Consider the following 11,218-nt stretch of genomic DNA (forward strand, 5'->3'; position numbering starts at 1 on the left):
GGGCCTCCCGCTTGTCCCTTTGGGGCGCTGTGAGTTGTTCACGGCACCTGCGAGATACGTCACGGTCCGGGCCCAAAGGCCCGGACCGTGGTGTCTACTGGGGCGTATGCCTGAGCATGTCTCGTTTCTCCAGCTGCTGGGGCCGGTCGTCCTCGCCCTGGCGGCCGTGCTCTGGGTGATCGGCCTGACCCGCGTCCTGCGCCGTGCCCGCACCGAGTCGTCGCCGTGGCGCACGCGCCCGGCTCTCTCCGCGCTCCCACAGCAGCGGCAGCCCGCCCCCGAGTTGGAGGCCGTGGAACTCACCCCGGCGGAACGGGACGCCTTCGCGGGACTCGTACGACGGCTCAGCGACGGCCGTTGAACGGAGGGAACAGCGGAGCCGGAGTTACGACACCTGCGCCGCCCGCCGCTCCATCGCATCCCGTGCCGCGTCCTCGCTGACGTACACCTCGCACATGTGCCGCCCGTCCGGCGTCGCCGTGTGCTCGACCTCCCAGAGGGAGACCTCCTTGCCGTCCTGCAGCAGGAAGGCGTGCTCGTAGAGCGAGAAGCACGACCCGGCGCGGCCGGTGCGGCTCGGGCGTCCGAACGCCTGCGTGATCTGGTGCGCGAACGCCGTGGTCAGCAGCGCGGCCGTCGCCGCGTCCGGCCGGTCGTGATTCTCCGCCCGGCGCAGTAACCGGCGCGCGTGATCGGCCGAGTCGTCCGGCGCATACGCGTGCCGAGGCGCGGGTATCGGCGACAGCTGCACCGTCACCGGCAGTTCGAAGTCCGGCGCGTCCGGCGGCAGTGGCAGCCGCGCGGTCGCGGCGCGCAGCTCCTCCTCGTCGATGTACACCTCGTGCTGCGGCTCCCGGCCCCGCGCGGTGTTGTGGACGAGCTCCCACAGCGTGAGCGCCGAGCCGTCGGCGAGCAGCCAGGTGTGCCGGTACGTCTCGCGGTGCAGCCCCGCGCTGTGGTGCGCGGAGTGCAGCGAGCCGTCATGAGCCAGCGCACAGTCCAGCCGTCGTATCGTCTCGTCGGGCAGCTCGAAGGAGTTCAGGGCGCGGCCGAGGAGTCGCGCGAGGTGCTCCTCCGGAGACTCCGGCGACTCGGGTGGTTCGTACGCTGCCGTCTCGTACGGAACGCTCAAGGTTTCTCCCGGCGTTGCTGCATGTCACCTTGTGGGTGCATACCGTAGCCCCTCGGGCGGACATCATGTCCGGGAACCGAGAAAACGTACGTCCGGTAAAACGCGCGGACCGCGCGAGAAGTTCCCGCGCGGCCCGACGAACTGTCAAGAATCCCTGCTCGGACGGAACTTCAGTGGGTTTCGTGGGTCACGCGGCGCTGCCCGCGACCCACTCGTCCCACGACATGTTCCAGCCGTTGAGCCCGTTGTCCGGCGTCACGTTCTTGTCGGGGGAGTTCTTGACGATCACCACGTCGCCGAGGAGCGAGTTGTCGTAGAACCACTTGGCGGGCGTGTCCCCCTGTCCGCCCCGCACGTCCTGCAGGCCCACGCAGCCGTGGCTGGTGCCCTGACGGCCGAAGGGCGGGTTGCCCTTGTTGTACCAGTAGTTGCCGTGCAGGAAGGTCCCCGACTGCGTCAGCCGCATCGCGTTCGGCACGTCCTTGATGTCGTACGCGTCGGCGAGGTTGACCGTGCGACTGTCCATGCGCAGCTTCTTGTACTTCTCGGAGATCACCATCTGCCCGTTGTAGGTGGAGAACTCCGAGCTGCCCGCCGAGATCGGGACGGACTTGACGGTCTTGCCGTCCCGCACGACCGTCATGGTCTGCGTGTCGACGTCGACGGTGGACACCTGCGAGCGGCCGATGGTGAAGGTGACCGTCTTCTTCTGGACCCCGCGCACGCCGTTCGCGCCCTCGACGCCGTCCAGGTCGATCTTCATCGTGACCTTGGAGCCGGCCTTCCAGTACTCCTCGGGCCGGAAGTCGAGCCGCTGCGTCCCGAACCAGTGCCCGACCACCTTCTGCCCGCTGCTGGAGGTGACCTTGATGTGCGACTGCACGGCCTTCTTGTCGCTGATCGCCTTGTCGAAGTTGAACGACACCGGCATGCCGACCCCGACCGTGGTGCCGTCGTCGGGGGTGTACGTCCCGATGAAGCTGTTGGCCGAAGTGACCGTCGTGAAGTGGGAGTCGGCGGCGGCCGTACGCCCGTCGGCGTCCTTCGCTGTGGCTGATATCCGGTACTTCGTCCCGCGCTCCAGCTGCTCCTTCGGCTGCCAGCTTCCCCCGTCGGCGGAGAGCGAACCCGGCACGGCCTGTCCGGTCCCCGCCACCGTCATCTTCACATCGGTCAGCTTGCCGTCGCTGACCTTCACGCCGGTCGTGTTGATCGACGCGCCGGTCGAGCCGTCCTTCGCCGAGATCACGATCTTCGCGGCGGACGTCTCGGAGGAGTCGCTGCCCCCCTTGTCGTCGTGATCGGCGTTGGCGCTCCCGCCACAGGCGGTGAGGGTCAGGGCGCCGATCATCAGGGCGGCACAGGCCCCCAGTGCGCGCCGCGCTGCTATGTCCGGCGTTGTCACGAGCTGCTCCAGTTCTTACGATCTGCGGGATCCGTTCCGTTCCACGGTGGAAGAGGCCACCGTCACCGGGCCGGGTTCCCGTCGTTCGCGGTGAATGCCATCACGTGACACAACCGCGACAATCGCCCGCGCGGAGCAGGCGCCACCCCGCAGTGTCGCTCCCCGTCGTCACTCCTCCCCGTACAACTCCCCGTACGACGGCCACACTCCACCCGGTCCGTCCACCGACTCGGCCGCGCGCACGGCACGCACGATCGCCCGCGTCACCGCGTCCGCGCCCGCCGCCAGAAGCTCGTTCAGCGCGAGCGGGTTCCCGGCGTCGAGCGGGCGGTCCCCGGTGGCCAGCGCGAACACGGTGTCCCCGTCATTGAGCAGATGCACCGGCCGCACGGCGCGCGCGATGCCGTCGTGCGCCGTGCCGGCCAGCTTCTGCGCCTGCGCCTTCGACAGGTCCGCGTCGGTGGCGACCACCGCGAGCGTGGTGTTCAGCGGAGGCGGCGCGTTCTTCGCCGCGATCTCCGCGAGGCGCAGGCGCGCGGCCTCATGAACCCGCTCCTGCGGATAGTCCACCCGCCCCTGGAACAACTCCCCGTACAACACCCCCGTCTCCGGGTCCACCGCCGACCCCGCCGCGTTGGCCACCACGAGCGCGGCCACCGTGATCCCCGAGTCGAGAACGACGCTCGCCGTGCCGACCCCGCCCTTCACCGCCCCGACCGTCGCCCCCGTACCCGCGCCCACGCACCCCTGCCGCACGGGCGCCCCCGTCTCGCTCGCGGCGGCCGCCTCGACCGCCGCCCGCCCGGTGGCCGCGTCCGGCCTCGCCCGGAAGTCGCCGCCCCGGCCCAGGTCGAAGACGCAGGCCGCGGGCACCACCGGCACGACATGCGCCGGATCCACCCCCACGCGCACCCCGCGCCCCTGCTCCTCCAGCCACGCCATCACCCCGGACGCCGCGTCGAGCCCGTACGCGCTGCCGCCGGTCAGCACGACCGCCTCGACCTTCTGCACGAGGTTGCGCGGATCGAGGGCGTCGGTCTCCTTGGTGCCGGGACCGCCGCCGCGTACGTCCACAGCGGCGACGGCCCCGCCCTCGGGTGCGAGGACGACCGTGGTGCCGGTGAGCCAACCGTCGCCGATGCGCGTCGCGTGCCCCACACGCAGCCCGGCGACATCTGTCAGAGCGTCAACTGTCATGCGCCCAGTCTCGTCCAGCCACCGACGCGGATCCGCGATGTCCGGCGATGTGGGGCCGGTCGGGTGCCCGGGCCAATGTGGGGCCGGTCAGGTGACCGGCGCCCGCGCCTCCGTCCCGCGCTCCCGGCTCGTCCGGCGTGCCGCCAGCGTCTCCCCGGTCGCCACCCCACCCGCCGAGACGAGGCCGGCCGCGAGCACCGCCCAGTCGCCCAGGAACGTGCAGCAGATCACCAGCAGGGCCGTGGTCGGCAGCACCAGCTGCTGGGCGATGCCCACCTTGAAGTAACGCGAGTGCAGCGCCCAGACGGTGAGCAGGTAGAGCGCCGTCGGCAGGGTCACCGCCGCCGACGCGGCCAGCGTCGAGATGTGCGCCTTGCCGACGACCTCCTCGACCGCCACCTCCAGGCCCGCGCCGATCGCGGCCGCCGAGGCGAAGACCAGATAGTGGCCGTAACCCCACAGGAACGCCTGCCTGTTGGAGCGCAGATGGCCATGGATCGGCACCACGAAGTAGATCCACCAGGCCGCGAAGATGATCAACAGCCCGCCCGCGGCGATCGGCAGCAGATCACCCAGCGCGTCGTTCTCGTCGATGCCGGTCTTCACGCCGACCGTGGCCGCGGCGATGGTCTCGCCGAGCACGATGATCGTGAACAGCCCGTACCGCTCGGCGATGTGATGCGGATGCCAGGAGGTGGGGTGGTCCTTCTCCGCGTACGGCGGTACGCACATCTCGAGGATCGCCATCACCAGGAACACCCAGCCCCTGGCGTCCTCGGGCGCGACCACCAGGCCGACCCAGCCGATCTGGCACAGCAGCACCCCGCCGGCGTACCGCAGAGCCATCGTCCGTTCCGGTCCCGCACTTGTCCTGGCGGCGCGCAGCCACTGCGTCACCAGGGCAAGCCGCATGATCACATAGCCCACCAGCACCGCTTGGTACTCGTGGTCCTCGAACGCCTGCGAGACCCCGGCCGCCAGCACCAGCACACCGGCGATCTGGATCAGGGTGACGACCCGGTAGAGCACGTCGTCGTTGTCGTACGCCGAGGCGAACCAGGTGAAGTTCATCCAGGCCCACCAGATGGCGAAGAACACCATCGCGTAGTTGAGGATCCCCTCGCCCGGGTGCCCCTCGGCGACGGCGTGCACCAGCTGCATGCCCGCCTGGGCGATGGCCACGACGAAGCACAGGTCGAAGAAGAGCTCCAGCGGGGTGGCGGCCCGGTGCGCCTCACCCCGGCCACGGGCCGTGAGCCTGCGCAGTGGGCGGCGGGTTCCCGGCGGGCGCGGGGAGTCCGGCGCGGGAGTCGAACTGGACGTCATGGGATCAAGCACAGCAGATGGCGCGGGGAATTTCTTGCGAAGGGATAACAAGCGCGCACGTGCCGGGAACACCGCCTGGAGGGTTGCCGCCGTGGAGGGCCGCCGTACGGGCCGTACCCTGGACGCATGAGTACCGCCCCCGCCCCCGAGCCGCGCGAGCCGAAGCCCGCGCTGATCTTCGACGACCCGCTGGACCAGCAGTCCTCGGACGACACGGACCGGGGGTGGGGCGAGCGGCCCGGCGGCGAGGGCGACAGCGCGGCCGACCTGAAGCGCTTCCTCGACGAGAAGCCGCCCCACCACCTCTGAGCCGTTACCGCTCGTTGCGCCCCGCACCGCGCTGGGCCACCAGCTCGTCGCGGATCTCCTTGAGCACCTCCAGCTCGGTCACCTCGATGACCTCCTGGGCGCCCTCCTTCGCCCTGCGCCGGGCCTCCACGCGGGCCAGGTACTTCGCCATCGGCAGGACCATCAGGAAGTAGACGACGGCCGCGGTGATGACGAAGGTGAGCGTGGCGCCCAGGACGGAGCCCCACATGATCACGACGCCGTCCGTCACCGTGCCGTCCGCGGCCACCCTGCACGGGTCCTTCAGGCACGACCGGTAGCTGTCGAGGTTCTTCGTGCCGATCGCGCCGACCAGCGGGTTGATGACCCCCTTCACCACCGAGTTGACGATGTTGGTGAACGCGGCGCCGATGACCACCGCCACGGCCAGATCGACGACGTTCCCGCGCATCAGGAAGGCCTTGAAGCCCTCCCAGACGCTCGCTTCCTTCTTCTCGCTCACTTCGGAGCCACCCCTCGGACGCACACGTTGTGGAACAGACCGCTCCGCAACCTACGTCAGGGCTACGCCATCCTGTCCAATCGCAGCTCAGCACAGCGTCACCGCCAGCCGTGCGGTAGCGCTCGCCCCCGCGAGGCGGGCCGCGGTGGCACGCGGCACCGAGAGCACGACCAGCGCCCCGCTCTCGGTCGCGGCGTCCAGCGGCTCCGGCACCTTCGTCACCCGCGCCCCGCGCGCGACCACCTGGGCGTCGCCGCCCGTCGCGGTGTCCTCGGCGGCGATCACGTCGACCCGGTCGCCGGGGCGCAGCAGCCGCACGGTGGCTCCATCGGCGATACGCACCGGTGCGGCCACCGCCTCGACAGCACGGTGTTTCCGTACGGGCTCCACCACCGGATGCCCACGCGTCCGCCCGGCATCTCCGGGGCCCGCCGCCACGATCGCGGCCGCGGTGACGGCGAGCCCGGCTGCCGCGGCGCGCCTCCGGTGCCGTAGGAGCCGACGCAGCTGATACCGCCCGCCGCGCACGCGGACCGGGGCGAAGTGCGGCACCTCGCATGTGGCCGGGGCGTCCGTGCCCAGCGGGCGCGGAACGACCGGGGAGGAAGCGGAGGAAGAGGGAGCGGAGGAAGAGGGAGCGAAGGACATGGGGGTCACCACCTGCGACGACGGATCGGCTGTCGAAGCCACGATGAGCCATCGCGCCGCCGTCCGCTGAGACCGGTGGACTACCCACGGGTTGTGGACAACTCCCTCACCCGAACGGGACGTTCCGCCCTCCCCGCCCTCCCCACGCCCCCTACGCCCCCATGCTTCCTACGCCCCCACGCCCCCTAGGCCCTCATGCCATCGAGCCCCCGCACCACCCGCCCCCCCCCGCTACGGCAGCTCGAACCCCGGATCCATCCCGCCCAGCGCCGTCGTGCACAGACAGTCCCGCTCGTCGTTCGCCGGCAGCGCGGCCACCGCGTCGAAGAGCACGCCCCGCAGCCGGTCCACGTTCGCCGCGAACACCCGCAGCACCTCGTCGTGCGAGACGCCCTCGCCGGTCTCGGCACCCGCGTCGAGGTCGGTGACCAGGGCCAACGCGCTGTAGCAGAGCTCGAGTTCACGGGCGAGCGCGGCTTCGGGGTGGCCGGTCATGCCCACCACCGACCAGCCCTGGGCCCGGTGCCACAACGATTCGGCACGGGTCGAGAAGCGCGGCCCCTCTATGACCACCAGCGTGCCGCCGTCCACAGGCTCCCAGTCCCGTCCGCGCGCCGCCTTCAGCGCGGCCGCGCGCCCGGTGGGGCAGTAGGGGTCGGCCAGGGAGACGTGCACCACGTTCGGCACGGTGCCGTCGGGCAGCGGCAGCCCGTCGAAGTACGTGCCCGCCCGGGATTTCGTACGGTCGACCAGCTGGTCCGGCACGAGCAGGGTGCCCGGCCCGTACTCGGGCCGCAGGCCGCCCACCGCGCACGGGGCGAGGACCTGGCGCACACCGAGCGAGCGCAGCGCCCAGAGGTTGGCCCGGTAGTTGATCCGGTGCGGCGGCAGATGGTGGCCGCGGCCGTGCCGGGGCAGGAAGGCGACCCGTCGGCCGGCGATCTCGCCGAGGAAGAGGGAGTCACTGGGCGGCCCGTACGGGGTGTCCACCTGTATCTCGGTCACGTCGTCGAGGAACGAGTAGAAGCCGGAGCCGCCGATCACGCCGAGTTCGACGTTCGCCTTGTTCGCCATGCCCGCACCCTAACCGCAGCCACAGATGCCGAGGACCCCGCCGCCGGAAGACGACAGGGTCCCGAAAGAAGCAGCGGGTGCTTACGCGGCGGAGCTGCTGGAGGAGGTGCCGGCGCTCGACGACTTCGAGTCCGAGGACGACGAGGAGGACGTCGAGGACGACGAAGAGGAGGAGTCGGACGAGGAGGACGTCGACGACTTCGACGACGCCGGCGAGCTGCTCGACGAGGAGCCGCGGCTGTCGTTGCGGTAGAAGCCGGAACCCTTGAAGACGATGCCGACCGCGGAGAACACCTTCTTGAGGCGGCCCTGGCAGCTGGGGCACTCGGTCAGGGCGTCGTCGGTGAACTTCTGCACCGCTTCGAGACCCTCGCCGCACTCGGTGCACTGGTACTGATAGGTGGGCACTGTCTTCCTCCTGGCACTCTCACTCGATGAGTGCTAACGACGAACCATAGTGACGTATTCCAGCCGCTCAGTCCACTGCCACCGGCACGCGGTGACCGACGCCACGTGCGACGGTCCGGCCGCCGGGCCGCGCCGCCAGCCGCGAGCGCAGCGCCACCAGGGTCGCCAGGGCGAGCATCGTCCCGCCCATCGGCACCAGGAACCCGGCGCCGCCCCAGAAGCGGTCCTCCAGCTGTCCGGCGACCGTGACGGCGGCGGCCTGGCCGAGCGCCACCGCACCCGTGAGCCAGGTGAACGCCTCGGTGCGGGCCCCGGCCGGAACCAGGTCCTCGACCAGGGTGTACCCGGTGATCAGCGCGGGCGCGATGCACATGCCGACGAGCAGACCGAGGCCGGCCAGCACGAGCACCGAGTGGGCGGCCCACAGGCCGGACGCGGCCAGCGCGAGGGCGGCGTATCCGACGACGAGGCGGCGCTGCGGGGCCACCTTCCACGCGATGGCGCCGCAGGCGATGCCGGAGAGCATGTTGCCCGCGGCGAAGGTGCCGTACAGGACGCCATTGAGTCCGGGTTCGCCGATCGACTCGGTGAAGGCGGCCAGGGAGACCTGCATGCCGCCGAAGACGGAACCGATGCCCAGGAAGGTCACGATCAGCACACGTATGCCGGGCACGCGCAGGGCCGAAGCGTGCTCCACGCGCGCGTGCCCGTCGACGGTGACCGAGGGCTGGGTGCTCTTCTGGGCGGCGAACAGCAGACCGCCGAGCAGGGTGAGCGCGGCCTCCGTGACCAGGCCCGCGGCCGGATCGACGGCGGTGCACAGGGCGGTGGCCAGCAGCGGGCCGACGACGAAGGTCAGCTCGTCCGTCACCGACTCGAAGGCCGCCGCGGTCGTCATCAGGGGCGAGCCCTGGAGCTTCACGCCCCAGCGGGCCCGCACCATGGGCCCGACCTGCGGCACCGAGGCACCGGTCGGTACGGCCGCCGCGAACAGCGCCCACAAGGGGGCGTGGTTCAGGGCGAGCGCCGTCAGGGTCAGGCCCGACAGTGTGTGCAGCAGCACGCCGGGGATCAGCACGGTGCGCTGCCCGTAGCGGTCGGCGAGGCGGCCGCTGTAGGGCGCGAACAGCGCCATGGAGACGCCGGTGACGGCCGCGGCGGCGCCCGCCGCGCCGTAGGAGCCGGTGGTGTGCTGCACGAGGAGCACGATGGAGATGGTCAGCATCGCGAACGGCTGGCGTGCCGCGAAGCCGGGCAGCAGGAACGTCCAGGCGCCGCGGGTGCGCAGCAGCTGTCCGTATCCCGGGCGGGAGGGAGCCGACGAGTCCTTCGGCGGCTCGATGGTGACCGTGGACGCCACGGCCCGTGCCTTTCTGCCGCCTGGTAGCGCGACCCCGTCGGGTGGGGGGCGGCGCCGAGAGCTGTCCTGTCGCGCGGAACTGCGGTAGATACCGGCGCCCACTGAAGGAAGGACGTCCCGGCCGCCATACGGTCGCGCCAGCTCTGCGTCAGGCAGAGTTGGTTTGATCTGGGTGACGCCTGCATAGTACAGGGAACGGCGCCTGTTACTCCTGTGAAAATGAGCACTGTCCGGTGCTTCACCTGCGATTGGGCCGCCCGGTTCCGGTCGCCCCGTTCGTCCCCAGCCACCCGGCCAGCTTGCCCCCGGCCCCCACGGCGCGCAGTCGGCGCTCCGCGGCGTCCCGTACCGGATCCGTGGCGACCACGAGCAGTTCGTCGCCGAGCCGCAGCACCGTCGTCGGCAGCGGAACGAACGACTTTCCCTCGCGGACGACGAGGGTGACGGCGGCTCCGGCGGGCAGCCGCAGCTCGTTGACCTCGACGCCGTGCATCTTCGAGCCCTCGGGGATCGCGACGGACAGCAGATGTCCGCGCAGCCGCTCCAGGGGCGCCGACTCGATGCCGAGGTCGGCGGCCTCGGGGCCCTGGCCGAGGTGCAGCTTGCGGGCGAGCCAGGGCAGCGTCGGTCCCTGGACCAGGGTGTAGACGACGACCAGGACGAAGACGATGTTGAAGATGCGGCGGCTGTCCTCGACGCCGCCCACCATGGGGATCGTCGCTAGGACGATGGGCACGGCGCCGCGCAGTCCGGCCCAGGACATCAGTGCCTGCTCCCGCCAGGGCACCCGGAACGGCACCAGACATGCCACGACGCTCAGCGGGCGCGCCACCATGGTCAGCACCAGCCCGATGGCCAGCGCGGGCAGGAAGTCGTCGCCCAGCTCGGTCGGGGTGACCAGCAGGCCGAGCAGGACGAACATGCCGATCTGGGCGATCCAGCCGAGCCCGTCGGCGAACCCGCGCGTGGCGGGCCAGTGCGGCAGCCGCGCGTTGCCCATCACCATCGAGGCCAGGTACACCGCCAGGAAGCCGCTGCCGTGCGCCATCGCGCCCGCCGCGTACGCGGTGACGGCGATGGCCATGACGGCGATCGGGTAGAGGCCGGAGGCGGGCAGCGCCACATGCCTCAGGCCCCAGGACCCCAGCCAGCCGACCGCGATGCCGATGGCCGCGCCGATGGCCAGCTCCAGGGCTATCTCGCCGAGCAGTACGTACCAGTGCTCGATCGGACCTTGGTGGGAGAAGGCGACCACCAGGATGACCACGGGGGCGTCGTTGAAGCCGGACTCGGCCTCCAGGGTGCCCGTCACGCGCGAGGGGAGGGGGATCTTCCGCAGCACGGAGAAGACCGCGGCGGCGTCGGTGGAGGAGACCACCGCCCCGATGATGAGCGCCTGCCGCCACTCCAGCCCGACCAGGTAGTGCGCGGCCGTCGCCGTCACCCCGACGCTCACCGAGACCCCGACCAGTGCCAGCGCGGAGGCGGCCGGAAGCGCCGGCCTGACCTCCTTCCACTTCGTGCCGAGACCGCCTTCGGCCAGGATCACGACCAGCGCCGCGTACCCGATGACCTGCGTCAGCTCGGCGTCGTCGAAGCGGATGCCGCCGATGCCGTCCTGGCCCATGAGCACGCCGATGCCCAGGTACACGAGCAGGCTGGGGAGCCCGCTGCGCGAGGAGATCCGGACCGCTGCGACGGCGACGAGCAGGACGAGCGAGCAGACGAGCAGGAGCTGGTTGAGGTCGTGGACAGTCAGCGGCCGATCCCTTTCCCTGGCACACGCGCGCGCGTGGGCTCACGTACATAGGACACGAAGTGGTAGTTCTCCGCACCCAACTACTTCGTTACCTTACCTAACTCTTGACGATTTCTTGA

12 protein-coding genes are annotated in these 11,218 nt (G+C 70.9%); 2 read left to right on the plus strand and 10 right to left on the minus strand.

What is annotated here, in order from left to right; translation table 11 throughout:
- Window positions 1–106: 106 nt before the first annotated feature.
- On the plus strand, window positions 107–361 hold the full coding sequence (locus tag ACIREI_RS13150; protein WP_403331395.1) for a hypothetical protein: 255 nt from the start codon (window positions 107–109) through the stop codon (window positions 359–361).
- A 24-nt stretch (window positions 362–385) separates the two neighbouring features.
- Here ACIREI_RS13150 and ACIREI_RS13155 read toward each other — a convergent pair whose 3' ends face one another.
- The 4 genes from ACIREI_RS13155 to ACIREI_RS13170 form a co-directional block, all read right to left on the minus strand.
- A complete protein-coding gene (locus ACIREI_RS13155; RefSeq protein WP_403331398.1) occupies window positions 386–1,132 on the minus strand; it encodes a DUF6227 family protein in 747 nt (248 codons plus the stop codon).
- A gap of 187 nt (window positions 1,133–1,319) precedes the next feature.
- Entirely contained in the window at window positions 1,320–2,537 is a 1,218-nt protein-coding gene (locus ACIREI_RS13160) for an Ig-like domain-containing protein (RefSeq protein ID WP_403331401.1), read from the minus strand.
- 168 nt (window positions 2,538–2,705) lie between these two features.
- Entirely contained in the window at window positions 2,706–3,734 is a 1,029-nt protein-coding gene (locus tag ACIREI_RS13165) for a P1 family peptidase (RefSeq protein ID WP_403331404.1), read from the minus strand.
- Window positions 3,735–3,821: 87 nt separating this feature from the next.
- On the minus strand, window positions 3,822–5,060 hold the full coding sequence (locus tag ACIREI_RS13170) for a low temperature requirement protein A (protein ID WP_403331407.1): 1,239 nt from the start codon (window positions 5,058–5,060) through the stop codon (window positions 3,822–3,824).
- A gap of 126 nt (window positions 5,061–5,186) precedes the next feature.
- On the opposite strand from ACIREI_RS13170, the gene ACIREI_RS13175 reads away from it, so the two are divergent.
- The gene (locus tag ACIREI_RS13175) at window positions 5,187–5,369 is read left to right on the plus strand and encodes a hypothetical protein (RefSeq protein WP_403331410.1); all 183 of its coding nucleotides are present in this window, start codon (window positions 5,187–5,189) and stop codon (window positions 5,367–5,369) included.
- Window positions 5,370–5,373: 4 nt separating this feature from the next.
- On the opposite strand, the gene mscL is transcribed toward ACIREI_RS13175, so the two are convergent.
- From mscL to ACIREI_RS13205, 6 genes are all read right to left on the minus strand, one after another.
- Window positions 5,374–5,850 (minus strand): large conductance mechanosensitive channel protein MscL, encoded by a 477-nt coding sequence (gene mscL, locus ACIREI_RS13180; RefSeq protein WP_403331412.1) that lies wholly within the window; start codon window positions 5,848–5,850, stop codon window positions 5,374–5,376.
- Between the two features lie 87 nt (window positions 5,851–5,937).
- Window positions 5,938–6,498, minus strand: a complete 561-nt coding sequence (locus ACIREI_RS13185; protein ID WP_403331415.1) for a hypothetical protein — start codon at window positions 6,496–6,498, stop codon at window positions 5,938–5,940.
- Window positions 6,499–6,729: 231 nt separating this feature from the next.
- Window positions 6,730–7,572 carry an S-methyl-5'-thioadenosine phosphorylase gene (locus ACIREI_RS13190; RefSeq protein WP_403331417.1) on the minus strand — a complete coding sequence of 281 codons (843 nt, stop codon included), beginning with the start codon at window positions 7,570–7,572 and terminating at the stop codon, window positions 6,730–6,732.
- Between the two features lie 81 nt (window positions 7,573–7,653).
- A complete protein-coding gene (locus ACIREI_RS13195; RefSeq protein ID WP_403331420.1) occupies window positions 7,654–7,980 on the minus strand; it encodes an FmdB family zinc ribbon protein in 327 nt (108 codons plus the stop codon).
- A gap of 67 nt (window positions 7,981–8,047) precedes the next feature.
- The gene (locus tag ACIREI_RS13200; protein WP_403331423.1) at window positions 8,048–9,340 is read right to left on the minus strand and encodes an MFS transporter; all 1,293 of its coding nucleotides are present in this window, start codon (window positions 9,338–9,340) and stop codon (window positions 8,048–8,050) included.
- A 238-nt stretch (window positions 9,341–9,578) separates the two neighbouring features.
- Complete coding sequence (locus ACIREI_RS13205; protein WP_403331986.1) at window positions 9,579–11,099, minus strand: potassium/proton antiporter; 1,521 nt, start codon at window positions 11,097–11,099, stop codon at window positions 9,579–9,581.
- Between the last annotated feature and the right edge of the window lie 119 nt (window positions 11,100–11,218).

It is taken from the genome of Streptomyces sp. NPDC093591 (assembly GCF_044764885.1).
Taxonomy (GTDB): Bacteria; Actinomycetota; Actinomycetes; order Streptomycetales; family Streptomycetaceae; genus Streptomyces.

Bases quoted from the DNA above. Each gene is read 5' to 3' on its own strand.
- ACIREI_RS13150 (WP_403331395.1), top strand. From the start codon at position 107: ATGCCTGAGCATGTCTCGTTTCTCCAGCTGCTGGGGCCGGTCGTCCTC.
- ACIREI_RS13165 (WP_403331404.1), bottom strand. From the start codon at position 3,734: ATGACAGTTGACGCTCTGACAGATGTCGCCGGGCTGCGTGTGGGGCAC.
- ACIREI_RS13170 (WP_403331407.1), bottom strand. From the start codon at position 5,060: ATGACGTCCAGTTCGACTCCCGCGCCGGACTCCCCGCGCCCGCCGGGA.
- ACIREI_RS13175 (WP_403331410.1), top strand. From the start codon at position 5,187: ATGAGTACCGCCCCCGCCCCCGAGCCGCGCGAGCCGAAGCCCGCGCTG.
- ACIREI_RS13185 (WP_403331415.1), bottom strand. From the start codon at position 6,498: ATGTCCTTCGCTCCCTCTTCCTCCGCTCCCTCTTCCTCCGCTTCCTCC.
- ACIREI_RS13190 (WP_403331417.1), bottom strand. From the start codon at position 7,572: ATGGCGAACAAGGCGAACGTCGAACTCGGCGTGATCGGCGGCTCCGGC.